The organism is Aeromonas sp. ZOR0001 (genome assembly GCF_000801015.1).
In the GTDB taxonomy this organism is placed as follows: Bacteria; Pseudomonadota; Gammaproteobacteria; order Enterobacterales; family Aeromonadaceae; genus Aeromonas; species Aeromonas veronii.
Genome location: NZ_JRJY01000147.1, coordinates 20970 through 46389 on the forward strand (window position 1 = coordinate 20970; position 25420 = coordinate 46389).

At 59.0% G+C, this 25420-nt stretch carries 22 protein-coding genes and 1 other annotated feature; of the genes, 11 read left to right on the top strand and 11 right to left on the bottom strand.

Annotated elements, in window-relative coordinates:
* Window positions 1-41: 41 nt before the first annotated feature.
* The 5 genes from guaD to xdhC all read left to right on the top strand — a co-directional run bounded on the left by guaD (window position 42) and on the right by xdhC (window position 7093).
* Window positions 42-1358, top strand: a complete 1317-nt coding sequence (guaD, locus tag L972_RS18105) for a guanine deaminase (RefSeq protein ID WP_047440061.1) — start codon at window positions 42-44, stop codon at window positions 1356-1358.
* 397 nt (window positions 1359-1755) lie between these two features.
* Complete coding sequence (locus L972_RS18110) at window positions 1756-3057, top strand: NCS2 family permease (protein ID WP_180343373.1); 1302 nt, start codon at window positions 1756-1758, stop codon at window positions 3055-3057.
* Between the two features lie 364 nt (window positions 3058-3421).
* Window positions 3422-5740 carry a xanthine dehydrogenase molybdenum-binding subunit XdhA gene (xdhA, locus tag L972_RS18115; protein WP_047440063.1) on the top strand — a complete coding sequence of 773 codons (2319 nt, stop codon included), beginning with the start codon at window positions 3422-3424 and terminating at the stop codon, window positions 5738-5740.
* Complete coding sequence (xdhB, locus tag L972_RS18120; RefSeq protein ID WP_047440065.1) at window positions 5733-6611, top strand: xanthine dehydrogenase FAD-binding subunit XdhB; 879 nt, start codon at window positions 5733-5735, stop codon at window positions 6609-6611. The genes xdhA and xdhB overlap by 8 nt, the downstream gene beginning before the upstream one ends.
* On the top strand, window positions 6608-7093 hold the full coding sequence (gene xdhC, locus L972_RS18125) for a xanthine dehydrogenase iron sulfur-binding subunit XdhC (protein WP_021230037.1): 486 nt from the start codon (window positions 6608-6610) through the stop codon (window positions 7091-7093). Before xdhB ends, xdhC begins: the two co-directional genes overlap by 4 nt.
* Window positions 7094-7209: 116 nt before the next feature.
* Here xdhC and L972_RS18130 read toward each other — a convergent pair whose 3' ends face one another.
* Complete coding sequence (locus tag L972_RS18130) at window positions 7210-7749, bottom strand: glycine zipper 2TM domain-containing protein (protein ID WP_026035120.1); 540 nt, start codon at window positions 7747-7749, stop codon at window positions 7210-7212.
* 500 nt (window positions 7750-8249) lie between these two features.
* Between L972_RS18130 and L972_RS18135 the strand changes: the two genes are divergently transcribed.
* Window positions 8250-8438: a hypothetical protein gene (locus L972_RS18135; RefSeq protein WP_047440067.1), complete on the top strand. Its 189-nt coding sequence runs from the start codon at window positions 8250-8252 to the stop codon at window positions 8436-8438.
* 62 nt (window positions 8439-8500) lie between these two features.
* Here L972_RS18135 and L972_RS18140 read toward each other — a convergent pair whose 3' ends face one another.
* Entirely contained in the window at window positions 8501-10027 is a 1527-nt protein-coding gene (locus tag L972_RS18140) for a YfcC family protein (protein WP_047440069.1), read from the bottom strand.
* Between the two features lie 668 nt (window positions 10028-10695).
* On the opposite strand from L972_RS18140, the gene L972_RS18145 reads away from it, so the two are divergent.
* On the top strand, window positions 10696-12318 hold the full coding sequence (locus L972_RS18145; RefSeq protein ID WP_047440073.1) for an acyl-CoA synthetase: 1623 nt from the start codon (window positions 10696-10698) through the stop codon (window positions 12316-12318).
* An 86-nt stretch (window positions 12319-12404) separates the two neighbouring features.
* On the opposite strand, the gene L972_RS18150 is transcribed toward L972_RS18145, so the two are convergent.
* Complete coding sequence (locus L972_RS18150; protein WP_047440074.1) at window positions 12405-13694, bottom strand: sensor domain-containing diguanylate cyclase; 1290 nt, start codon at window positions 13692-13694, stop codon at window positions 12405-12407.
* Window positions 13695-14048: 354 nt separating this feature from the next.
* Here L972_RS18150 and L972_RS22045 point away from each other — a divergent pair, with 354 nt between their 5' ends.
* Together L972_RS22045 and L972_RS18155 are read left to right on the top strand one after the other, a co-directional pair.
* Complete coding sequence (locus L972_RS22045) at window positions 14049-14246, top strand: hypothetical protein (RefSeq protein WP_231560955.1); 198 nt, start codon at window positions 14049-14051, stop codon at window positions 14244-14246.
* 25 nt (window positions 14247-14271) lie between these two features.
* On the top strand, window positions 14272-15510 hold the full coding sequence (locus L972_RS18155) for a KAP family P-loop NTPase fold protein (RefSeq protein WP_231560956.1): 1239 nt from the start codon (window positions 14272-14274) through the stop codon (window positions 15508-15510).
* Window positions 15511-15543: 33 nt separating this feature from the next.
* Here the strand turns inward: L972_RS18155 and hisIE are convergent, their stop codons facing one another.
* From hisIE to hisG, 8 genes are read right to left on the bottom strand one after another with little or no spacing between them, the layout of a single operon-like run.
* Window positions 15544-16194 (bottom strand): bifunctional phosphoribosyl-AMP cyclohydrolase/phosphoribosyl-ATP diphosphatase HisIE, encoded by a 651-nt coding sequence (gene hisIE, locus L972_RS18160; protein WP_047440076.1) that lies wholly within the window; start codon window positions 16192-16194, stop codon window positions 15544-15546.
* Window positions 16187-16960 (bottom strand): imidazole glycerol phosphate synthase subunit HisF, encoded by a 774-nt coding sequence (gene hisF / locus L972_RS18165; protein ID WP_047440078.1) that lies wholly within the window; start codon window positions 16958-16960, stop codon window positions 16187-16189. The genes hisIE and hisF overlap by 8 nt, the downstream gene beginning before the upstream one ends.
* On the bottom strand, window positions 16960-17721 hold the full coding sequence (hisA, locus tag L972_RS18170) for a 1-(5-phosphoribosyl)-5-[(5-phosphoribosylamino)methylideneamino]imidazole-4-carboxamide isomerase (RefSeq protein WP_047440080.1): 762 nt from the start codon (window positions 17719-17721) through the stop codon (window positions 16960-16962). Before hisA ends, hisF begins: the two co-directional genes overlap by 1 nt.
* A gap of 5 nt (window positions 17722-17726) precedes the next feature.
* Complete coding sequence (hisH, locus tag L972_RS18175; protein ID WP_047440082.1) at window positions 17727-18356, bottom strand: imidazole glycerol phosphate synthase subunit HisH; 630 nt, start codon at window positions 18354-18356, stop codon at window positions 17727-17729.
* Entirely contained in the window at window positions 18356-19486 is a 1131-nt protein-coding gene (hisB, locus tag L972_RS18180) for a bifunctional histidinol-phosphatase/imidazoleglycerol-phosphate dehydratase HisB (RefSeq protein WP_047440084.1), read from the bottom strand. Before hisB ends, hisH begins: the two co-directional genes overlap by 1 nt.
* A gap of 15 nt (window positions 19487-19501) precedes the next feature.
* Complete coding sequence (hisC, locus tag L972_RS18185) at window positions 19502-20572, bottom strand: histidinol-phosphate transaminase (protein WP_047440086.1); 1071 nt, start codon at window positions 20570-20572, stop codon at window positions 19502-19504.
* Window positions 20569-21894 carry a histidinol dehydrogenase gene (gene hisD, locus L972_RS18190; protein WP_047440088.1) on the bottom strand — a complete coding sequence of 442 codons (1326 nt, stop codon included), beginning with the start codon at window positions 21892-21894 and terminating at the stop codon, window positions 20569-20571. Before hisD ends, hisC begins: the two co-directional genes overlap by 4 nt.
* A 12-nt stretch (window positions 21895-21906) precedes the next feature.
* Window positions 21907-22803: an ATP phosphoribosyltransferase gene (gene hisG, locus L972_RS18195; RefSeq protein WP_047440090.1), complete on the bottom strand. Its 897-nt coding sequence runs from the start codon at window positions 22801-22803 to the stop codon at window positions 21907-21909.
* A gap of 25 nt (window positions 22804-22828) precedes the next feature.
* Window positions 22829-22957 (bottom strand) — a sequence feature (His leader region).
* A 188-nt stretch (window positions 22958-23145) separates the two neighbouring features.
* On the opposite strand from hisG, the gene L972_RS18200 reads away from it, so the two are divergent.
* Together L972_RS18200 and L972_RS18205 are read left to right on the top strand one after the other, a co-directional pair.
* Window positions 23146-23391 carry a hypothetical protein gene (locus L972_RS18200; protein WP_047440092.1) on the top strand — a complete coding sequence of 82 codons (246 nt, stop codon included), beginning with the start codon at window positions 23146-23148 and terminating at the stop codon, window positions 23389-23391.
* A 67-nt stretch (window positions 23392-23458) separates the two neighbouring features.
* Entirely contained in the window at window positions 23459-25369 is a 1911-nt protein-coding gene (locus L972_RS18205) for an ATP-dependent DNA helicase (protein ID WP_047440093.1), read from the top strand.
* The last annotated feature ends 51 nt before the right edge of the window (window positions 25370-25420 follow it).

Below are 25420 nucleotides of genomic sequence, written 5' to 3' on the forward strand. Positions count from 1 at the left end.
GCAAAAAACGTCAACAGAACAAGAAAAACAGGGAAACGGTTATGAAAAACGACAACTCTGTCAAAGCGGTACGCGGCAGCTTCTTCGATATCACCCGGGTGGTGGATCAGCCCGAGGAGATTGAGTCCAACGCCCGTCTTATCGAGGATGGTCTGCTGATCATTCGCAACGGTTGCATCGACTGGTTTGGTGAGTGGGAGGAGGGCAAGGATCGCATTCCGACCGAAGTGCGGGTGCGGGATTACCGCGGCAAGATGATAGTGCCCGGCTTTGTCGATACCCACATTCACTATCCCCAGAGCGAGATGGTAGGGGCCTATGGCGAGCAACTGCTGGAGTGGCTCAACCGCCACACCTTCCCGGCCGAGCGGCGCTACAACGATCTCGAATATGCCCGCGAGATGTCCACCTTCTTTATCAAGCAGTTGCTGCGTAACGGCACTACCACGGCGCTGGTGTTCGGCACAGTGCACCCCGAGTCGGTAGACGCCCTGTTCGAGGCGGCCAGCCGTATCAATATGCGGATGATCGCCGGCAAGGTGATGATGGATCGCAATGCGCCCGATTATCTGCTCGATACCGCCGAGAGCAGCTATGTGCAGAGCAAGCAGCTTATCGAGCGCTGGCACGGCAATGGTCGACTGCTCTATGCCATCACACCACGATTTGCACCCACCTCGACACCCGAGCAGCTGACGATGGCGCGGCGACTGCGCGAAGAGTTTCCCACCACCTATCTGCACACCCATCTGTGCGAGAACAAGGATGAGATCGCCTGGGTCAAATCTCTTTTCCCGGCGCACAAGGGCTATCTCGATGTCTATCACCAGCATGGGCTCACCGGCCACAACTGCGTCTTTGCCCACTGCGTCCATCTGGAAGAGGAGGAGTGGGATTGCCTGAAGGAGACCGGCTCCACCATCGCGTTTTGCCCCACCTCGAATCTTTATCTCGGCAGCGGCCTGTTCAAGCTGCACAAGGCGTGGCGCAAGCAGGTGAAGGTGGGGATGGGCACCGACATCGGCGCGGGCACCACCTTCAACATGCTGCAGACCCTCAACGAGGCCTACAAGGTGATGCAACTGCAGGGCGAGCGGCTCTCGGCCTATCAGGCTTTCTATCTGGCCACCTTGGGCGGCGCCCATTCGCTGGGGCTGGACGAGAAGATCGGCAGCTTTGCGGTGGGCAAGGAGGCGGACTTTGTTGTGCTCGACCCGGTCGCTACCCCGCTGCAGCAGCTGCGTTATGACAACTCCACCACCCTGCGGGACAAGCTCTTTGTGCTGTTGACCCTGGGGGATGACAGATCCATCTACCGCACCTATGTGGATGGCCAACTGGTGCATGAACGGGGGTAGGACTTGTAGTGGGCTGCCGCGGCGCAGCCCCAACGAATACGGCGGCTGGCGTGCCCCACAGGGGCGCCAGTCTTGCCGCACCACAGGGGATCTCCCCGCATAGAACGTGAAATGGCCCGGTTTTTTTGACCAGCAAGGCAAACGTTTGAGTCAAGGCTGCCTGCCCTGGTCTGTCTGTCGCATCCTCTGCCACCATCGCCTGTTTCTCATCAGACTGGCGCTCGGCAGACCCGCAGATCCTGTCGCCATTTCGTCATGGAACATTCAGGCGCGTGTGAAGGAGTTGGGTATGACCCAAGCAAACAGCAGGACAAACAGCGTGGAACAGCTGGCCAATGATGACGCCAGCCCGAGCGCAGCAAAGCAACAGCCGCTCACGGCTCTTGATCGCTACTTTATGATCAGCGAGCGGGGCAGCAACGTCAGACAGGAGGTACTGGCGGGCCTCACCACCTTCCTTGCCATGGTCTACTCGGTGATAGTGGTGCCGAGCATGCTCGGCAAGGCGGGCTTTCCCCCCGGCGCCGTGTTTGTCGCCACCTGTCTGGTGGCGGGGTTCGGTTCGCTCTTGATGGGGCTCTGGGCCAAGCTGCCGATGGCCATCGGTTGCGCTATTTCCCTCACGGCGTTTACTGCATTCAGTCTGGTGCTGGGGCAGCAGATCCCCATTCCGGTGGCGCTGGGGGCCGTCTTCCTGATGGGGGTGCTGTTTACCGCCATCTCGGTGACCGGGGTGCGTAGCTGGATCCTCGACAACCTGCCGATGGGAATTGCCCATGGCACCGGCATCGGTATCGGTCTCTTCTTGCTACTTATCGCCGCCAACGGGGTGGGGCTGGTGATCAAGAACCCGCTTGAGGGGTTGCCGGTGGCGCTGGGGGCTTTTACCTCCATGCCGGTCATTATGTCCCTGATCGGCCTTGCGGTGATCTTCGGGCTGGAGAAGCTGAGAGTACCGGGCGGGATCCTGCTGGTGATCATCGCCATCTCCATCTTCGGCCTGATTTTCGATCCGGCGGTGAAGTATCAGGGACTGTTCGCCCTGCCGAGCCTCTCGGACGATCAGGGCAAGTCCCTCATCTTCAGTCTGGATATCATGGGGGCCCTCTCGCCGCTGGTGTTGCCCAGCGTGCTGGCGCTGGTGATGACAGCGGTATTCGATGCCACCGGCACCATCCGCGCCGTGGCGGGGCAGGCCAACCTGCTGGATAAGGATGGTCACATCATCAACAGCGGCAAGGCGCTCAGTGCCGACTCGGTCAGCAGCATCTTCTCCAGTCTGGTGGGGGCGGCACCGGCTGCCGTCTATATCGAATCGGCCGCGGGCACGGCGGCGGGAGGCAAAACCGGCCTGACCGCGACTGTGGTCGGCGGCCTGTTCCTGCTGATGCTGTTCCTCTCGCCGCTCTCCTATCTGGTGCCCGCCTATGCCACTGCACCGGCCCTGATGTATGTGGGGCTCTTGATGCTGAGCAACGTCACCAAGCTCGATTTCGATGACTTTGTCGGGGCCATGTCCGGGCTAGTCTGTGCGGTCTTTATCGTGCTCACCTGCAATATCGTCACCGGCATCATGCTTGGCTTCAGCTCGCTGGTGATCGGCCGCATCTGCTCCAAGGAGTGGCACAAGCTCAACGTCGGCACCGTGGTCATCGCCCTGGCGCTGGTGCTCTTTTATGCTGGAGGGTGGGCTATTTAGGGATAACCCTCCCGTTTGGGGCCGCACTGGCGGCCCCATTTTTATATCTGCGGCGCTCTGACCGTCAACGCTGGTTACCATGCTTTAGCCGCTGGTGCCATCGCGATACCATTTTGATAAATCCCCCTACCAGATTGATAGGCTTCCACCCTTGCTCTCCTCGTTCTGCCGTTTTTTTCACCGACGATACGCCCCGTGTGCTCAGGGGCTGCCCTTGGCTTGTCGCTTCGGGCCAACAAAAGCAGGCTAGATGGGATCCCCTTCACACTTCTCCCCATTCTCCTGACGATGGCGGGAAACAGGCGCATATCTTGCTGTTTTTTATGCCGGTTCCAGATTTTTCCATTCGAAAAAGGACTTGCATATGTCCATAGGATTACCGCTCAAGCGGGTGGATGCCGAGGCCAAGGTGACCGGCAGCGCCCGCTATACCGATGACAACATCATGCTCGGGATGCGCCACGCCAAGTACGTTCGAAGCAATATCGCCCACGGCAAGGTGCTTGCCATCGATGCGACCGAAGCGCTGGCCCTGCACGGGGTCGAAGCCGTGTTTACCCATGAAGATGTGCCCACCACCTGTTTTCGTACCGCCGGTCACGCCTGGTCCCTCGATGAGGCGAAACGGGATGTGAAAGACCGCCGCCTGCTAACCGACCATGTACGCCACTTTGGCGATGGGGTCGCCATAGTCGTAGCCCGTGATCCGCTGGTGGCCGAGAAGGCGGCCGCGCTGGTCAAGGTGACCTACGAGCCGCTGCCGGTGATGACGGATGCCGAAAGTGCGCTGGCCGAGGGTGCCTATCCTATTCACCCGAGCGGCAATCTGCTACGCCAAAGCCAGCTTCGCGCCAATGACCCGGAGCAGGCCATTGCGGCGGCAGATCTGCAGTTTCAGGCGCACTACCGGACGCCGGTGGTGCAGCACTGCCATCTGGAGACGGTGACCTGTTACGCCTACATGGATCAACCGGACCACATCATCGTCGTCAGCAGCACCCAGATCCCCCAGATAGTGCGCAGCCGGGTGGCCAAGTCCCTCGGTCTGCCCTGGTCTAGCGTGCGGGTGATCAAACCCTATATGGGCGGCGGCTTTGGCAACAAGCAGGATGTGCTGGAAGAGCCGATGGCGGCCTTTTTGAGCTACAAGCTTGGCGGCGTACCGGTCAAGGTGACCTTGAGCCGGGAGGAATGCTTCTTTGCTTCCCGCACCCGCCACGGCTTTGCCATCGACGGCAAGATGGGCCTCAATCGCGATGGCACCCTCAAGGGGTATCAGCTGGACGTGCTCTCCAACACCGGCGGCTATGCCTCTCACGGCCACTCCATCGCCAGCGCCGGGGGCAACAAGATCAGCTACCTCTATCCGCGCAGCGCCTTCGGTTATGACGCCAAAACCTTCTACAGCAACCTGCCCACCGCCGGTGCCATGCGCGGTTACGGCGCGCCGCAGGTGATTTTTGCCCTCGAATGCATGCTGGATGACACCTGCGCCAAACTGGGGCTGGATCCGCTTGATGTGCGGATCGCCAACGTGGCGAGGGAAGGGGATATCAATCAGGTCAACCAGAAGACCATCTACAGCGCCGGGTTGCCCGACTGCCTGCTGCGTGGCCGCGAGATGTTCGAGTGGGATCGACTCAAGGCCGAGTGCTTGGCGCAGGATCCTGCGAGTCGGGTGCGCCGTGGCATCGGGGTGGCCTGTTTCAGCTACGGCTCCAACACCTATCCGGTGGGGGTCGAAATTGCTGGCGCACGCATGCTGCTCAATCAGGATGGCACCGTCAATCTGCAGATCGGTGCCACCGAGATAGGGCAGGGGTCGGATACCGTCTTTGCCCAGATGGCGGCCCAGACGTTGGGCATTCCGTTTGAGCAGATCCGGGTCATCTCGACTCAGGATACCGACATTACTGCCTATGATCCTGGCTCGTTCGCCTCGCGTCAGAGCTATGTGGCGGCCCCCGCCATCCATCAGGCGGCGCTGCAACTGCGGGCCCGCATCCTCTCGCTGGCAGCCCAGCTCTGCCATCAGGATGTGGGATCCCTCACCCTGATCGACGGCTACGTGGTGCTGGCCGGTGCGCCGGACAAGGTGCTGATCAGCGTCGCCGAGGTGTCGGTAAACGCCTACTACCACCTCACCATCGGCGGCCAGATTACCTCCGAGGTCTCCCACAAGACCACCACCAATCCGCCGAGCTTTGGTTGCACCTTTGTCGATCTCAGCGTCGATATCGATCTCTGCAAGGTGACCATCAATCGCATCATCAACCTGCACGATGCAGGCAAGATCCTCAATCCGCAGCTGGCGGAGGGACAGGTGCACGGCGGCATGGGGATGGGGATCGGCTGGTCGCTGTTCGAGGAGATGATCATCGATGCCAAGACTGGCGTGGTACGCAACCCCAACCTGCTCGACTACAAGTTCCCCACCATGCTGGATTTGCCGGAGCTTGAATGCGACTTCGTGCAGACCTACGAGCCCCAGTCGGTCTATGGTCACAAATCCCTGGGGGAACCGCCCATTATCTCGCCGGGCCCGGCGATCCGTAACGCCATTCGCATGGCGACCGGGGTGGCCATCAACGAGCTGCCCATCACCCCCAAAACCCTGTTCCGGGAGTTTGTCGCAGCGGGTTTGATTGGCGAGGGATCAGGGGAGGAGCAACACCATGTTTGATATTGCCCGTTACTACAAGGCGCACAGTGTGGCCGAGGCGGTCGCCCTGCGTCAGGCTGACCCCGAGGCGCGCCTGTTGGCTGGTGGCACCGATGTGATGATCCAGCTGCATCACCTCAACGCAGCCTATCGACATATCGTCGATATTCACGACTTGCCCGAACTCAAAGGGGTGTGCGAGTTGCCTGATGGGGCGATCCGCATCGGCTCTGGCACCACCTTTACCGAGCTCATCGAAAACGAACTGGTGCAGCGCCGCCTGCCGATGCTGGCCGAGGCGGCCGCTACCATCGCCGGCCCGCAGATCCGCAACGTCGCCACCTATGGCGGCAATATCTGCAATGGCGCCACCAGTGCAGACTCGGCAGCGCCGACAGTCGCGCTGGAAGCAGAGCTTGAAATTGCGGGGCCCGATGGCACACGCCGCATCCCCATCGCCGGTTTTCACACCGGCCCCGGCAAGGTGGCGCTGCAACCGGCAGAAATCCTGGTGGCGTTTCATTTCGCCCCGGATTCTCACCCCCATGTGGGCTCCCACTACTTCAAATACGCCATGCGCGATGCCATGGATATCGCCACCATCGGCTGCGCCGCCTACTGTCAGATTGAGGATGGCCACTTCAAGCGTCTACGGCTGGCCTACGGGGTGGCGGCCCCAACGCCGGTGCGCACGCCTCACGCAGAAGCTGCGGCCGAGGGGCAACCGCTGACTCGCGCCACACTGGCCGCCATTGCCGAGGTGGTGGTGGCCGATGTGGCGCCGCGCTCTTCCTGGCGGGCGGAGAAGGAGTTTCGCCTGCACCTTATCAAAACCCTGGCGCAGCGGGTGGTCGCCTGCGCAGTCGAACGTGCCGGAGGGAAGATCCTATGATGCAACCGCAAAGCTGTCCCGCCGTGGAGATCCAGTGCGAGATCAACGGCAAACCTTACTCTTATGCTGTGCCGCCCACCATGTCGCTGCTCCACTTCCTGCGTGGGCAGGGGCTGATCAGTGTGAAAGAGGGGTGCAGTGTCGGTGAGTGCGGCGCCTGTACCGTGCGGGTGAATGGCACTGCCATCGACAGCTGCCTCTATCTGGCGGTCTGGGCCGATGGCAAATCCATTCGTACCGTGGAGGGGGAGCGTAAGGGGAATGAACTCTCCGATGTACAGCAGGCCTTTATCGATGAGGGGGCGGTGCAGTGCGGTTTTTGCACCCCGGGCCTTGTGATGGCGAGCGCCGCCCTGCTCGACAAGACCGAGCGCCGTCCGCTGACCGATGCGGAGATCCGCCGCGGGCTATCGGGGAATCTGTGCCGCTGCACCGGGTATCAGAACGTGGTGCGGGCGGTGAAGAAGTGTTGCAAGGGTTAACGGACTAGGCGCAATGAGCCTGAGTGCCGTTGTTTGAAAAAAGGAAATCAAGCCGCCCAAAAACACAGGCCCGCCTCGAAAGAGGCGGGCCTGCTGCTGAGTGGGGTCAGGAGAAATCACACTTTTGGCTGGTCGATCACCAATTTGCCATCTTTGACCGGAATGGTGGCGCCCGGGGCTTGCTTCATGCGGATCACCCCCTCCTGACCTGCGAGGCGATAGGTCACGTCATAACCTATGGTGTTGACGCTCGTATCCTGCACGGTCTTGCAGCGCTGTTCGGTGGTGGTGTAGGTATCGCCCGCCTGCATATTGCCCTGCACCTGATTACCGGCATAGCCACCCGCGACTGCCCCGGCTGCGGTGGCCACCTTCTTGCCACTGCCGCCGCCAAACTGGTGGCCAACCACGCCACCCAGCGCCGCGCCAACCACTGTGCCGAGGATCTTGTGCTCATCCTGTACCGGCTTGCGGTGGGTCACGGTGACGTTGCGACACTCCTGTCGGGGAGTCTTGATGGTCTCGGTGATCGGCTTGCTGGCGATCACCTCGGCAAAGGTGGGTTGGGGTGTAAAGAGGGAGCCGCTGGCCGCCGCCGAGAGTGCCAGGGCCGAGGCGATGCCAATACCGATACCTGCCATCATGGATCTGTTCATCTTATGGTTCTCCTGCATACCCATACGGGCTGTTCCAATCTGGCGTCATCTTGTCACAACCGGCTGGCCGGACAAGGCGAGGGGGATGGGCCTGCGACAGTCGCTGGCAAGGTCAAAAACAGCCACCATGGAAAAGTGTCTGACTTTTGCGACAACGGACTAAAAGTGACCAGTTTCCGGCGCATGGTGGACTGTGCCAGTGTGATAAGGAGCAATTCGAGTCGCAATTTGCAAGGCGGGCGGTGAGCAGAATGCCAGAGTGGCAAAGTGCTGACGGGGGCAGGTCAAGGGAGGCCTTGAGCAAGGGCTCTGTTCGTTGAGATGGCCACGCAAGTGGTTGATAAATGGCTCCAGCCCCATCGGATGTTGGCCGATAAGAGATCACGGCAAGCATTTTGCTTTGATTGGGTGAAGCAGAGGGTGAACGGGTCGGCAGACAACTGCGTAAGACCTGATATGAAGATGTTCACCCGAGATCACCGGATCAACGAGGGGGAGATATGTCAATGTTACCCAGCTGGATCACCCCGGCCATCCAGGCCAACATCATCACGGTGCAGCAGGCCGAACGTCTGCTCTCATCCCTCTACCGACCCCTGGCCGAGCAGGGAGAGGAGCTTCCCGCCGATATCGCCGCCATCAGCCTTAAACTCTACTGCTTCCGCCAGCAGGGGCGGGTGCGCCACTAAGACTGACAAAAGAACACCCCGCGCCAGGCTCGGGGTGTTGTCACTCATGTATCACAGGCCCATCAGGCCAACATCACTTGCGCCACTAGCATCAGGGCGCCAAATCCCAGCACAAAGCCCACCATGGGCAGCACGAACTTGACCCACTTGTTGAACTGGATGCCGAGCATCTGCAGAGTGACCAGCACCAGTCCGGTGGGGGCCAAAAACAGCATGGCGTATTGCCCCCAGTTGTAGGCCGACACCACGATATAGCGGGGGATCATGACGGTATCTGCCAGCGGCGCCATGATGGGCATGGAGAGCACTGCGAGCCCCGAGGAGGAGGGCACCACCAGCCCCAGCAGGGTGAATACCAGCATCTGCGCCACCGCGAACACGGCGCCATGCATGCCGGAGACCAGATCGGAGGCGTAGGCCAGAATAGTGTCCGAGATCATCCCCTGATCCAGCACCAGATTGACCCCCCGTGCCAGCCCGATGATGAGCGAGACGGCTACCAGCTCCGACGCCCCCTGAGTAAAGGCCTCGACTGCCTCCTTCTCTTTGAGACCCGAGATAAAAATGATGATGATGGCGATGGTCAGGAAGGAGGCCGCCATCTGCGGAAACCACCAACCGGCCATGGAGACGCCCCACACCATCAGCGGGAAGGCGAGGATAAACAGGGTCAGAATGATCTTGCGGTGCAGGGTGAAGGGCACCCCTTCGTCCATAGAGCCCTCTTTGAGAAAACGGGCGCGAAAACTCTCTCTGTCCTCATAGGTGTAGGAGAAGGCAGGGTTGGCCTTGATCTTCTTGCAGTACCAGTAGAGATAACTGATCACCACCAGGGTGCCCACCAGACAGCCAATGGCGCGAAAGATCAGCCCCTCGGTAAAGGGAATGCCGGCGGCATTGGAGGCGATCACCACCGAGAAGGGATTGATGGTGGAGAAGGTGGTTCCCATGGAGGCGGCGAGGAAGATGGCCCCTACGCAGACGATGGAGTCATAGCCGAGCGCCAGAAAGATGGGCACCAGTATGGGGTAGAAGGCGACCGCCTCTTCCTCCAGTCCGCAGGTGGTGCCTCCCAGCGCCATTACGAAGCAGACCAGCGCCACAAACAGGAATTCGTTGCCCCGGGTCTTGCGCGACAACGCCACCAGCCCTGCACTGAAGGCTCCTGTCTTGTTGATGACGCCGATCAGCCCCCCGAGCACCAGAATAAAGACGATGATATCCGCCCCCTCTATGGTGCCCTTGACCATGCTGACCGCCACGTCACCGAACCCCTTGGGCGCTTGCTCCAATCGGGCATAGGTGCCGGGAATGGCAATGGGCTTGCGGATGGTGCCGTTGGTAAATTGCTCCACCGCAATATTGATATTAAGTTTTGCCAGGGCATCCTGGGTTGCGGGAAGTCGGCTTATTTCCCCCTGTGGGCTATTGACCATCAGGCTTTCACTGGCCGGATTATAAGAGAGCTTGGCATAGGCGCCCGCCGGAATTATCCAGGTCAGCGCAATGGCCAGTAACATAATAAGAAACAGAATGGTAAATGCAGTAGGGAATTGTCTGCGTGGTGTGGTATTCGGCACGGCACACATAAAATGCTCCTTGATAAAGCAGGTTTGGGCTCGGCGGAATATCGGGTCGATAGGGTTTCTGCGTCATGCATCCAAGGTACGCAAACTCACTGTGGCTTGCGTAGTGATTGGCGAGAAATCTGGCCTGATATTGAACATCCGGTAGATTGTTTCACGTTGTAACCGTAACCCGTGTGCGGCTGGATGAACATGGTGCCATGCTCGCTTTATGGGATGGCTCACAAAATTTATTTTCCATGGATTTAACAGCTGATATGAAATAAAAGTTATTATGCAATAACTATTTCAGCTTTCGTTTTATGCGGTTTACCTTAAATAAAGGTCATGAAAATAGTACGTGCCGAGATGAATGAAATGACATATAAAGCAGTTTTGACGGAATAATATTCAATTATCGTCATTTTTCGCTATTCGCCAAAAACAGCCTGTGAAAAAAATGGCACGCTTTCCCGTAATGAAATATTTTTTTTGCAACGAAAACAGGGTGCCTCTGTTGGCAGCAGGCTGCCCCTGTCTAAGACGTTTTGCTAATACCTGCCGCTGCAGGCTCGCTGTTAGGCTGTCATCCCCATAAGAGACCAGTGACGGGCAGGATGCCCATGTCGCCTCCTGGCCTCTGAATCATCCCGGAACAGCCCGTTTTGTGCCACCTGTGAGGAAGGAATCCGATGACAGTGCAGAACATCTATGAGCGCGACCTTGCCAAAACCGCCGCCAATTTCGAGGCCCTGACCCCCATCAGCTTTTTGGGGCGGGCGGAGCGGGTCTATCCCGACTATCCGGCGCTGATCCACGGCCCGCTGCGCCAGAGCTGGGGCGAGACCGCCCGCCGTTGCCGCCAGCTGGCCTCGGCCCTGCGGCTTAGCGGTATCGGGGAGGGGGATACCGTCTCCATCGTTGCGCCCAATATCCCGGCGATGTTTGAAGCACACTTCGGGGTGCCCATGAGCGGCGCCGTGCTCAACACCATCAATACCCGGCTCGATGCCGAGTCGATGGCCTTTATCTTCCAGCATGCCCAGAGCAAGGTGGTGCTGGTGGACAGGGAGTTTGGCCCTGTGGTGCGCAAGGCGCTGGATCTGCTGGAGAGCCAACCGCTGGTCATCGCCATCGATGATCCCCTCTACCGGGAAGGGGCGCTTGTCAGTGAACTGACCTATGAGGCTTTTATTGCCACTGGTAATGGCGATGAGCCCGGCTGGTTGCCAGAGGATGAGTGGCAGGCCATCTCCCTTAACTACACCTCCGGCACTACCGGCAACCCCAAGGGGGTGGTCTATCACCATCGCGGCGCCCACCTCAACGCCATCAACAACGTACTCTCCTGGGAGCTACCCAAACATCCCGTCTATCTCTGGACCTTGCCGATGTTTCACTGCAACGGCTGGTGCTTCCCCTGGACGCTGGCGGCCACCGCCGGGGTGAGCGTCTGCCTGCGCCATGTGCAGGCGGCCGCCATTTATGAGGCGCTGCACGAGCACAAGGTGAGCCATTTTTGCGCGGCGCCCATCGTGCTCAATATGCTCAACAATGCCGATCCGGCGCTCAAGCGGGGGCTGGATCACCCCATCAAGGTGATGACCGCTGGCGCTGCTCCCCCCGCCACCGTGATCGCCGGTATGGAGGCGATGGGGATCGCCGTGACCCATGTCTATGGCCTGACCGAAACCTATGGCCCCTGCGTGTTGTGCGAACCGCAAAGAAGCTGGCAGGGGCAGGATGCCACGGCGCTCTCCCGCCTCAAGGCGCGGCAGGGCGTTGCGTCGCCCCTGCAGGGGGAGATGCGGGTTATCAATCCGGTCAGTGGCGAGCCGGTTGCCAAGGATGGCAAAACCATGGGGGAGATAGTGCTGCGCGGTAATGTGGTGATGAAGGGCTATCTGAAAAATCCGGCGGCCAGCGCCGAGGCGATGGCGGAGGGGTGGTTTCGCAGTGGCGATCTGGCGGTATGGCACCCGGACGGTTATGTGGAGATCAAGGACAGATCCAAGGACATCATCATCTCCGGCGGGGAGAATATCTCCAGTCTGGAGGTGGAAGATGTGCTCTATCGCCATCCCGATGTGGACGAAGCGGCGGTGATCGCCATGCCCGATGAGAAGTGGGGGGAGGTGCCCTGCGCCTTCGTCAAACTGAAAGAGGGGCGAGAGACCACCCAGGCGGAGTTGATCGCCTTTTGCCGGGAGCAGATGGCCCACTTCAAGGCCCCCAAACGCATCATCTTCACCCCGCTGCCGAAAACCTCCACCGGCAAGGTGCAAAAGTTTGTGCTGCGCAAACAGCTGGGGTAGCGGCCTGTTCGTAAGGAGCCAGCACAGCCATTCATAGGAGGGAGATACGAGGGAGCTGGAGGGCTGCTGGCCCTCCCGTTGTATGGCTAGGGTGCCTTGCAGGCGACGCAGTTGCGGCCGCTCTGTTTAGCCTGATAGAGCATCTGATCGGCGCGGGCGTAGAGGCTCTCCATCAGCTCCCCTTCGCCATTTTCCACCAGTCCGGCGCTGATGGTGATGACCAGCCTATCCCCATCGGGCAGGGGCAGCGGGCTTTGCATCACCTGCAGGCGCAGCCGCTCGGCCAGGGATGCGGCGGCCAAGAGGGTGGTGTTGGGCAGCAAGATGGCAAACTCGTCACCGCCGATGCGGGCCAGCACATCTTCGCTGCGCAGCACTGATTGCATCACTCTGCCCAGATGCACCAGCGCGCTATCCCCAAGGGGGTGACCGAAGCGATCGTTGATGCACTTGAACTGATCCACATCCAGCACCATCAGCACCGAGGTGAGGTGGTGGCGCATGTCCAGACTGAGGTTCTTCTCGCACATTTCGAAAAAGAAACGGCGGTTGTAGAGACCGGTGAGGCCATCGCACACCGACTGCTGGTGCAGCTGCTCCTTGAGCTGGTGCAGTTCGGTAATGTCGGAGGAGATACCGATCAGGGTGGGGGTGCCATCCCCCAGCAGAAAGGGCACCTTGACCGACCAGTAGTAGTGCTGATTGCCTTCGGGATCGGTCAGCATCTCTTCCCCGGCTTGCAGCTCGCCGGTTTCGAATACCCGGTTGTCCAGTCGCCACAGCTGGCAGGCGCTGGCAGCCGGGATCACCTCATCATCGCGCCGATTGATGATCTGCTCGGCAGGAAGGCCCAGCAGATCGGCGACCTTTTGGTTGACGTAGAGAAAGCGGTGCAGGCTGTCCTTCATATAGATATGGGCATCCACGTTGGCGAGGATGATTTCCAGCAGCTGATGCTGCTCCGCCATGCGGGCCTCAATCAGCTTGTGTTCGGTGATATCGGTGGAGATGCCGCACAGGCCGATCAGGTTGCCATCCTTGTCATGGATGGGCTTTTTAACGGTCCAGTAGCAGCGCTTTTCCCCGGTGGATTTGAGGTAGTTGATCTCCTCCTGGGCGATGGCGAGTTGTTGCTCCATTACCAACCGGTCGTTGCGTTGAATGGTGTCGGAGAATTCGAGATCAAAAAAGGCCCGATCATCCTGCCCCTGCAACTCGGCGAGGGTGCAACCAAAGAGATCCAGCACCGCCTGATTGGCATAGGTGTAACGGCCCGCCAGATCCTTGGTAAACATGTAGGCGTCCGTCTCGTTGAAGATGGCTTTGAGGTGATCCAGCTCATGCTGTAACTGGATAGAGAAGGGTTCATCCTTCATGGGGTTAACCATCCTTGGTCAATGGAGTCGTTGTATACCGCGCTAATATATGTACCAACGGTTTAAATTAAGCACTGAACAGGCCATATTTCGTGTTTATTTCCGCAAGTTCTGCGCCATGTCACACGATTGTCATCGTTGGTGTGGTCAAAGGAAATCAACTGAGTCCGTGGCTATGCAGATAACCGTCCCACCTATATCGGCCCGGCATCGTGGGCGTGCAGCAGAGCAATTGCCCGGCAGTCAAATACGCCAGCCCGAGCGGCAGAAAGGGCAACAAACAGGTCTTTAATCAAACTATTTCCTCGGTGCCCCTGATATCATCCTCAGCAACACGATATGGAGAGATACGAGATGGCAGTGGCACCGTTTAATTGGGATGACGCAGTTCAGTGGGATGGGCCGGGAGCCATTGACGGAGTGGTGGAAAAGTTGGCCGGTGATCGGCTGGATCGTGCCCGCTATGCAGAGTTTCTGACCAACTACTTGGCCGCCGAAGGCAAGCAGCGCAACTATGTGCTCAACCTCAATGCCGAGTGGGGGGGCGGGTAAAACCTGGTTTATCAAGCGCTGGTATATGGAGCTGAAAGCGCATTATCCCACCGTCTATATCGATGCCTGGCAGCAGGACTTTTCCGACGATCCCTTGCTGACGGTGATTTCGTCGATTATCGACCAGTTAAAAATGATTGCGGGAAAAGAAAACCCGATTCCAGAAGGAATGCGTCAGCGGCTGCTTGGATTATTTAAGGTTGGCGGCAAACTGGCGTTGAAAGCGGCAATCAAGAAGGCTGGATTGGAAGAAGATGATTTCTCTCTGGAAGGTGAGGAGGCCAATCAGCTGGTCGATGCTTTGTGCAGCAATCAGAAAGAGCGTTATGAATCTATCCAGTATCTTAAACAAGAGATACGGCAATGGGTGGAAGGTGCTGTTGCTTTAGGTAATGGAGAGCTGGATTACCCCGCCTTTATTTTGATTGATGAACTGGATCGCTGCCGTCCCTCCTATGCAGTGGAAATGCTGGAGACAATAAAGCATATATTTGACATTCCCAAAGTTGCTTTTGTATTGGCAACGGATACCGAGCAGTTGCAGCATTCAGTTAAAGCCATATATGGAGAAGGGTTTAACGCTCAACATTACCTAAGTAGATTTTTTCATAGAAGGTTCATTTTAAACTCAGATTCATTGAAGAATTTTATAGAAAATGAACTTGTATTACTCAGTGTTAATTTGGATGGCATATGGCCATGCTTTAAGAAAAACGCTTCACTAACTGATTTTGTTACGATGATGTTTGAGCATTTCTCGCTAAACCTGAGATTGACTACTCTTGTGTTAGATAGATTAAAAATAGTATTGTTAAGTTATTCAGATGAAAGAAAGTTAAATCTTCCACTGTTACTTTTCTTGATCTCTTTGAATGAGGTCGATACTAACTTTTACAATGATGTTGTAAATTTCAGACTTGATGTTGATGAATTTAAACTGAAGGTCAACATGTATGGAACCAAATTACATACTTATATAATAACTGACGCTGAGTGTGTTGATGTTGCACCTAATTATATTGTTAAAGGGGCTTCAAATAAAAAGTATATATATATTGATGGCTTCTTGGCTAGTTCATATTGCATTATGAATTTTATGAGCAATGGAAACAGTGAGCCCAAAAAAATCATGGATAAAATTTCAACGGAGGAAGGTAATCATGGTCGCAAAGAAAATATTTGGGTGAGTGTTATATTATCAAACTTGGAAGATGATATGTCTGTATATAGAAGTTTAGTTGAGCGTTCTTATTATCTTAAATGAGTAAAGCCGGGATAACCCGGCTTTACTCTCAGTTTATTTATTATGCCGCTCATAAAGCCGCTGAACCACATCCTGTAATCCCAGCCCTTCGTTTTGCAGCAGCACGGTCAGGTGGTAGAGCAGATCGGCGGATTCGTTGATGAGCTCCTCCCGATCCTTGGCCATGGCGGCCAGCGCTACTTCAACACCTTCCTCACCGACTTTCTGGGCGATGCGCTTGGTCCCTTTGCCGTAGAGGCTGGCGGTGTAGCTGGTGGCCGGATCGGCCCCTTTGCGGGCTGCCAGCACCTGCTCCAGCTCTGCCAGAAAACCGAGGGGCGGCAGAGGGTGACCATGGAAGCAGGAGGTTGTCCCTTTGTGGCAGGTGGGGCCGACGGGGTTGGCGGCAATCAGCAGGGAGTCCTGATCGCAGTCAGTGCTGATGGCCACGAGTTTGAGCACATTGCCCGAGCTTTCGCCCTTGGTCCAGAGCCGCTGCTTGCTGCGGCTAAAGAAGGTGACCTGACCGGTGGTCTGGGTTTTTTCCAGCGCTTCACGGGTCATAAAGCCCTGCATCAGCACCTCGCCGCTGGTGGCGTGCTGGACGATAGCGGGGATCATTCCATCGCATTTTTCCCAGTCGAGTTGCTCGGCAAGGGGGCGCGCGCTGGCGGTTGTTTGTGTGTTATCTGAGAAGTTATTCACGGATGGCGACTCCTTCGTTTTTCAGCCAGCGTTTCAATTCGGGAATGGGGATAAGGCCCTTGTGGAACACGGAGGCGGCCAGCGCCCCATCCACATCAGCGAGGGTAAAGGCATCGCGAAAGTGTGCCATGGCACCGGCGCCGCCGGAGGCAATCAGCGGCACCTTGCAGACGCTGCGCACCAGCTTGAGCTGGTCGAGATCATAACCTTGGCGCATGCCGTCCTGATTCATCACGTTCAGCACGATTTCGCCCGCGCCGCGCTTTTGCACCTCCTGTACCCAGTCGAGGGTGTGCCAGGCGGTGGTGCGGGTGCGGCTCTCGTCACCGGTAAACTGTTTGACCTGATAGTGGCCCGTGTCGGCATCGAAGTAGGAGTCAATGCCCACCACTACGCACTGCACGCCAAAGCGCTCGGCCAGTCGGCTGATAAGGGTCGGGTCGGCCAGCGCCGGAGAGTTGATGGAGACCTTGTCGGCGCCAAATTCGAGGATCTGGCGGGCATCTTCGACGCTTTTGATGCCACCGGCGACGCAGAAGGGGATGTCGATCACCTCCGCTACCCGGCTTACCCAGCTCTTGTCCACTACCCGGGCATCGCTGGAGGCGGTGATGTCATAGAACACCAGCTCGTCAGCGCCCTCTTCGGCGTAGCGGCGCGCCAGCTCGACTATGCCGCCCATCACCTCGTGGTTGCGAAACTGCACCCCCTTGACCACCACGCCATCTTTCACGTCGAGGCAGGGGATAATGCGTCTTGCCAGCATCAGTTGCCTCCTGTGGTATCGGCTGCGGGGGCTTGCCAGCAGGCGATGGCGTCACCTACCGAGAACTTGCCCTCCAGCAGGGCGCGGCCAAGGATGATCCCCTTGACGCCGGAGCCCTTGAGCGCCTCGATATCCGCGATGCCGCCAATGCCGCCGGAGGCCTGAAAGGCGACGCTCGGGTAGCGGGCGCAGAGATCCCGATAGAGCTCGACGTTGGTGCCAGCCAGGGTGCCGTCACGGCTGATGTCGGTGCAGAGCACGTGCTTGAGCCCGGCGGGGAGGAAGCGCTCGATCAGTGCTTCGATGGTCACGCCGCTGTTCTCCTGCCAGCCTGCTACCGCGATATGGCGATTGCCCTGCTCATCGATATTGACGTCCAGCGCCAGCACGATCTGCTCGGGGCCATATTTCTCCATCCAGCTTGCCACCAGATCCGGGGATTTGACGGCGGTGGAGCCAATCACCACCCGGCTGGCGCCGGCGGCCAGCAGATCCGCCACATCCTGCTCGGTGCGCACGCCGCCACCGACCTGAACCGGTACTTCGGTGGCCGACAGCAGTTGGGTCAGCAGGGGCAGCTGGCGCGCCTTGGCATCCTTGGCACCGTCCAGATCCACCAGATGGAGCTGCACCGCCCCCTGGGAGACATATTCATCGAAGCGGGCCTGCGGGCTGCTGCTGTATTCGGTCTTCTGCTCGTAATCCCCCTGATAGAGGCGAACTACCTGACCGTTGATAAGGTCAATTGCGGGAATGATCATGTTAGTCACAGCTCCAGAAAATTTTGCAGCAAACGGGCACCGGCTGCGCCTGAGCGCTCCGGGTGGAATTGGGCACCAAAGAAGTTGTCATGGGCCACAATCGCGGTAAAAGGGTTGCCGTAGTCGCAGGTCGCCAGCGTCGCTTCGGTTACCTCCAGCGCATAGGAGTGCACGAAATAGAAGTAGCTGCCGCTCGGGATCCCCTTGAGCAGAGGGTGGGTCTCGTCATGCTCAATCTGGTTCCAGCCCATATGGGGCAGGCGCAGATTGCCGACCTCCATCAGCCGGATCTTGCCCGGCACTATGCCAAGGCAGTCGATAAGCGTATCTGGCGAACTCTCTTTGCCCATGCTCTCTTCGGAGGCCTCAGCCAGCATCTGCATGCCGAGGCAAAAGCCCAGCAGCGGCTGCTTGGCGGCGCGAATAAGGGGCACCAGCCCCCGTTCGTTGAGATTCTTCATGGCGGCCACCGCGGTGCCGACACCGGGCAGGATCAGCTTGTCCGCCTGCTCGATATCGGCTGCCTGGCTGGAGACCAGCGGCTGCACGCCGAGGCGCTCGAACGCCATTCTGACCGAGGCCAGGTTAGCGCAGCCGGTATCGATAATGACCAGCTTCTGCTTGCTCACATCCATCACAGCACTCCCTTGCTGGAGGGAAGCTCGCTCCCTTCCACCCGGATGGCCTGACGCAGGGCGCGGCCAAAGCCTTTGAAGAGCGCCTCCACCTGATGGTGGGTGTTACCGCTGCCTACCTTCATTTGCAAAGTGATGGCCATGGCGTCCGACAGCGAGCGGAAGAAGTGGGGCACCATTTCGGTGGCCATCTCGCCCACCTTGTCACGGCCAAAGCCACTCGGGCAGTCAAACACGAAGTAGGGGCGGCCGCTGAGATCAAGCGCGGTGCTCACCTCCTGCTCGGTCAGCGGGGTCTCTTCATCCGCACGCGGGCGGCCATCGATCACCGCCTGCACCTCGTCCATCGCCAGCACGAAGCCGAAACGGCCGATACCGCGCTTGTTGCCAAGGGCCTGACGCAGTGCCTGACCCAGCGCCAGCCCCACATCTTCTACCGTGTGGTGATCGTCGATATGCAGATCGCCACTGACGTTCAGCTTGAGCTGGAAACCGGCGTGGGTGGCAATCTGATCCAGCATGTGATCAAAGAAGCCGATACCGGTGGCGATCTGGTTGCCACCGCTCTTGTCCAAATCCAGCGCTACCTGAATGCGGGTCTCCTTGGTGTTACGCTCCACCGAGGCTACGCGCCCCTTGGACAACAGCTGATCACGGATGGCGAGCCAGTCGTGATCCTGCGGGTGGTAGCGAATACCGCCAATGCCCATGTTCTCGGCCAGCTGCAGATCGGTCTGGCGATCACCAATAACGAAGGAGTTGGCAAAGTCGATACGACCGGAGGCGAGATACTCTTTCACCAGCCCGAGGTGGGGCTTGCGGCAGCTGCAGCCGTCGGTGGGAAAGTGCGGGCAGATCAGCACCTGCTCCCACTTCACCCCTTGCGATTCAAACAGGTGCATCATCAGGTTGTGGGGTGGCTGGAAGTTCTCCAGCGGCAGGCTGGCGGTGCCCAGTCCGTCCTGGTTGGTCACCATCACCAGCACGTAACCAGCGGCCTGCAACTCGCGCAGCACCGGAATGACCATGGGCTCGAAGCGCAGCTTGGCGAGGCTATCCACCTGCTTGTCGGTCACCGGCTCTTCAATCAGGGTGCCGTCGCGGTCGATAAACAAAAAAGGGGTCTTCATCGCTACATCCTTGTCTTAAAAAGAGGGAGAGGGCAGGTCACGCAATACCGCCAGCACGGCATCCATCTCGCCCTGATAGCCGATGGTGACGCGAATGCTGTTGTCCAGACCCGGCTTGCTGGAGAAATCCCGCAGTATGATGCCGGCGGCCTTCATGGCGGCAAAGACGGCGGTGCCATCCACAAAGCGCACCAGCACGAAGTTGCCCTTGTCCTCGAATACTTCCCTTACGCAGGCAAGCTTTGTCAGCTCTGCCTTGAAGGTGGCTTTTTGCTTGTTGAGCTCCATCACTCGCTCGCGCATCAGCTCCAGCCCCATGGGGGAGAGGGCCTGCGTCGCGATCTGGGCGATGGGCTCGGGGATGGGATAGGGGGCGATCACCTTGGCCAGCATGGCGATCACCTCGGGGCTTGCCAGCGTAAAGCCGCAGCGGATCCCCGCCAGGGCAAAAGCCTTGGAGAGGGTGCGGGTCACCACCAGATTGGGGAAGCGGGCCAGCAGGTCCACTACGGACGCTTCCGGGCAGAACTCGATATAGGCTTCGTCCACCACCACGATGGCGCGATCCCTGGCCTTCTCCAGCAGGGTAATAAGTCCATCGCGACCCACCAGATCCCCGGTGGGGTTGTTGGGGGAGCAGAGAAACACCAGCTTCACGTCACTGAGGCGATCGGCAATGGCAGGCCAGTCGGGCTGGCGGCTGGCGATCAGCGGCTGCTCAACAATCCCCACGCCACAGGTCTCGGCGCTGATGGCGTACATGCCGTAGGTGGGCGGACAGATGAGGATCTGATCTTCACCCGCTTCGCAGAAGGTGCGAATAAGCAGCTCGATGGCCTCGTCGGCGCCGCGGCTCACCAGCACCTGATCGGGATTAACCCCGGCATAGGCGGCATAGCTGTTCACCACCTCGGCCGGTTGGCACTCGGGGTAGCGGTTGAGGCGGCTCCCCTCGATGGTAAAGGGATAGGCCTGCGGCGCCTCGTTGGCGTTGAGCCAGACGTGGCCCTTGCCGCCGATGCGGCGGGCGGATTGATAAGGGGTGAGGGCCCGCACCACGCGGCGCGCCAGATTGGCAATACTCATGACAAATCCTTCTGCTGTGCTGTTGGTTGGGGCGCGGCGGCCAGGGCGTTCAATCTGAGGGTGACGGCATTTTTGTGGCCATCGAGCCCTTCGGCCTGAGCAATGCGCTCGACTATAGGGCCAAGGCCGCGAATACCTTCGGCGCTCAGCTCCTGCACCGTGTAGCGGCGCTGATAATCGGCGAGGCCAAGGCTGGAGCAGGTGCGGGCATAGCCATAGGTAGGCAGGGTGTGGTTAGTGCCGCTGGCGTAATCGCCGACCGACTCGGGGGTCCATGCTCCCAGAAAGATGGAACCGGCGTTCTCGAGTTTATCCAGCAGATCGCGCGGGGCGCGGGTTTGCACGATCAGGTGCTCCGGTGCATAAGCGTTGGAGATGGCACACGCCTCGGCCAGATCGTCACAGAGGATCACCAGACTGCTGCCGAGAGCCTGCGCGGCGATATCGCGGCGGCTCAACTTGGCCAGCTGGCTCTTGATTTCCCCTGCGATGGCATCGGCCAGCAGGGGCGAGGTGGTGACCAGCACCACCTGGCTGTCGGGGCCGTGCTCGGCCTGGGAGAGCAGATCCGCTGCCACGAAGGCGGGGTTGGCGCTCTCGTCGGCAATCACCAGCACCTCTGAGGGGCCGGCGGGCATATCGATGGCGGCGCCGCGCCAGTCGCGGGATACCTGCCCCTTGGCTTCGGTCACATAGGCGTTGCCCGGGCCGAAGATCTTGTCCACCTTGGGGATGCTCTCGGTGCCGTAAGCCATCGCCGCGATGGCCTGGGCGCCGCCGATGGCGAACACCTTCTCGACGCCGCAGGCGCGGGCGGCAAACAGGATCTCGTCGCTGGCGGGGGACGGGGTGCAGAGCACCACTTCACGGCAACCGGCGATAGCAGCCGGAATGGCCAGCATCATCACGGTGGAGGGGAGCGGCGCACTGCCCCCCGGCACATAGAGGCCGACCCGACTGATGGGCTGGGTGCGCAGCTCACACACCACCCCGGGTTGGGTTTCCACCCGCACTACCTGCTGCAGTTGCGCGGCGTGGAAGGTGCGAATATTGGCAATGGCCGCTTCGATGGCGCTTTTGATGCCGTCATCCAGCCGCGTGCAGGCGGCTTCAATCTCAGCTTCACTAACGCGCAGCTGTTCACGGGGAGCGCGCTCGAAGCGCTGGCTCAGCTCGCGCAGGGCCTCATCGCCACGGCTACGCACTGCAGCGATGATATCCCGTACCACGGCGCCGATATCGGCCTCGTCATTGAGGGCGGGCCGGGTCAGCACATCGGCCTGCTGGGCAGGGGAGAGGGTCTTCCAGATCAGGGTCTGCATGATATCCCTTCCTTATTCCATCATTTTTTCGATGGGCAGCACCAGAATGGAGCTGGCACCCAGAGCCTTGAGCTGCTCCATGGTCTCCCAGAACAGGGTCTCGCTGGAGACGACGTGCAGCGCCACCTGATTGGTGTCACCGGCCAGTTGCATGATGGTGGGGCGCTCGGCACCCGGCAGCAGATCGGTGATGGCGTCGAGCTTGTCTTTGGGGGCGTGCAGCATGATGTACTTGCTCTCGCGCGCCTGCTGCATCCCCTGAATGCGGGGCAGCAATTTGTCGATGAGCTTCTGCTTGGCATCGGACAAGGGGTTGGGGGCCTGTACCAGTACCGCCTTGGAGCGGTAGATCACCTCTACCTCTTTCAGGCCGTTAGCTTCCAGGGTCGCGCCGGTGGAGACCAGATCGCAGATGGCATCGGCCAGACCCGCACGGGGTGCCACTTCCACCGAGCCGCCCAGCATCACGCTCTTGAAATTGAGCCCTTTTTCGTCAAAGAAGCGCTTGAGCAGCCCGGGGTAGGAGGTGGCGATGCGCTTGCCGGCCAGGCACTCTGGCCCTGTGTAGGTCACATCTTCCGGCACCGCCAGCGAGAGGCGGCAGCCACCGAAGTCCAGCTGCTTGAGGGTTTTGACCTCGAAGGGCAGTCCCTGTGAGGCACGAATAAGCTGCACCTCTTCCAGCACGTTCTCGCCGATGATGCCAAGGTCGACCACTCCTTCCATCACCAGCCCCGGGATGTCGTCATCACGCACCCGCAGGATATCGATGGGCATGTTCTCGACATGGGCGATAAGGCGCTGCTCGCGCAGGTTGATTTTCAGGCCACAGCTCTTGAACAGGGCTTGGGAGTCCTGGCTCAGACGACCGGACTTTTGCATGGCGATACGCAGACGTTGTGTTTCCATTTGCTCGATTTCCTTCTAGTCAAAAACGAAAAAACCCTCGGAAGTGTGTGCTTCCGAGGGTTTATGAATCTTGCGGTCCTTTTGGAAGTCACCAGTTAAGTGTCTTCCAGCAGTCAACCTCCTGAAAGACTAGTCGGGATGATGATGGTGGTGATGAGTCTTCAGGGTGGTGAACTTCATGTAATCAATCCTTTACAAAATAAGATGTCGTAATTGACGCCTGATTTAAACTACCTGCCTTGACAGAAAATGCAACCCGAAATTGTGATTTGATCGATTAAAGTGGCGAAAACGGTTTTCTGGCCGATAACTAGACAATAACCCCTTGCAGGAGTCGCCATCATGCCCAGCCAGGACCTGTTGTTCCCCATTTTGCCCCGGGCGCCCGCCGCGCCCGGCAGCGAAGAGATCAAGCGGGAAGTGAATCAGATTAGCAAAAAGCACCAGCTGCGCAAGACCAGCACTGACAACAGTGACTCCCAGCAGCGCCAGCAGGCGTATAACACGCCCGCCAAGCGTGATCAGCCAAAGGCGGAGGAAGGTGATCACAAGCCGGACCCAGAGCATCAGATCGATCTGTTCGTCTAGGCAGATTATCTGTCCCGCTTTTGCCGCGCTTTTGGCATAATGGCCGCTTTTGCTGCGGGACGCCCTTTTGACCATCCAGACCCTGTTCAAGCCAGATGGCCCTCTGGCCAGCCATATCGACGGTTTCAAAGCCCGTGCTCCCCAACTGGAGATGGCCGAAGCGGTCGCGCGCGCCATCAAAAGTGGTGGCCGTCTGCTGGTGGAGGCGGGGACCGGTACCGGCAAGACCTACGCCTATCTGGTGCCTGCGCTGGAGTCCGGCAAGCGGGTGGTGATCAGCACCGGCTCCAAAAACCTGCAGGAGCAGCTCTTCTATCGGGATCTCCCGACCATCATAGGGGCGCTCTCCTACACCCCGCCGGTGGCCCTGCTCAAAGGGCGCAGCAACTATCTCTGCATCGAGCGGATGAACCGGCTCTTGAGCGAATCCCATCTGCAAAAGCCTGAAATCCTGAACGATCTGGTGAAGGTAAAATCCTGGTCCACCGCCACTGATAACGGCGATGTGGGGGATATTCCGGGATTGCAGGAGAACGCCGAGATCCTCGCCCACGTCACCAGCACCAACGACAACTGTCTCGGTCGCGACTGCCCCTATTACGACGACTGCCATCTGGTGGTGGCCCGACGCCGCGCCATGGATGCCCAGGTGGTGGTGATCAACCATCACCTCTTCTTCGCCGATATGGCGGTGAAAGACACCGGATTTGGCGAGTTGGTGCCGGAGGCGCAAGTCTACGTTTTTGACGAGGCGCACCAGCTGCCGGAGATCGCCACCAACTACTTCGGCAAGTCGGTAGGCAGCCGAACAATTCAGGATCTGGCGCAGGATATCCAGCTGGCCTATCGGGCAGAGGCCCACGACATGGCCCAGCTCGGTAAGGCGGCGGACCGGCTCGCTATCGCCAGTCAGGATTTGCGTCTGGCCTTCGGGGTGGATGGCGGTCGCGGCAATACCCGCGACATGCTGCGCCAGCCGCTCTGGGGGCAGGCTTTGGCTCGTCTTAACGACGCCATCGGGCTCTGCTACGAGGTGCTGAAACTCGCACTCGGCCGGGGCGAGCAGCTGGATCACGCCTTCGAGCGCATCAGTGAACTGCGCACCCGCCTGGGTGAAGTGCTGGCGGTCAACCAGACTGGTTTCTCCTACTGGTATGACTGCTCACGGCTTCATTTCACCCTCAATCTGACGCCGCTCTCGGTGGCCGAGAGATTCAGTGCCGAGGTGCAAAGACCGGAAGTGGCATGGGTCTTTACCTCGGCAACCCTGACGGTGGATATGCGGTTTGATCACTTCAAGGCCGAGCTGGGGCTGGCGGGCAGCGCCGAGCTGATCCTCGACAGTCCGTTCGACTATGCCGAGCAGGCGCGGCTCTGTGTGCCCCGCTATCTGCCGGAGCCCAACGCCTTTGGCCGTGGCGAGCAGCTGGCCAATCTGATGATCCCCCTCATCAACAAGACGCCGGGGGGCTGTTTCTTCCTCTGCACCAGCCATCAGGTGATGCGTCAGGTGGCTGAGGTGCTGCGCCGCGAGATCGGTCGCACCGTCTTGTTGCAGGGGGAGGACAACAAGCAGCGGTTGCTCAAGGAGTTTGTCGAGAATGGCCGCGCCGTGCTGGTGGCGACCAGCAGTTTTTGGGAGGGGATCGACGTGCGAGGGGCGGCGTTGTCGTGTGTTATCATCGACAAACTGCCGTTTGCCAGCCCCGATGATCCGCTGCTCAAGGCGCGGGTGGATGATTGCAAGCTCAAGGGGGGGGATCCCTTCGCAGAGCTGCAGTTGCCCAAGGCGGTGATTGCCCTCAAGCAGGGGGTTGGGCGGCTTATTCGTGATCGCAATGATCACGGGGTGCTGGTGATCTGTGATCCCCGAATGGTCAACAAACCTTATGGTGCCACCTTTATCAAGAGTCTGCCCGCAATCCCTCGCACCCGGGAGTTGGGGACGCTGGGGAGCTTTTTCGATCGCGGTGAATAAGTTTGCCGCCAGCTAACAGATTTGAACAACGGGTGAGCATATCTCGCTTGC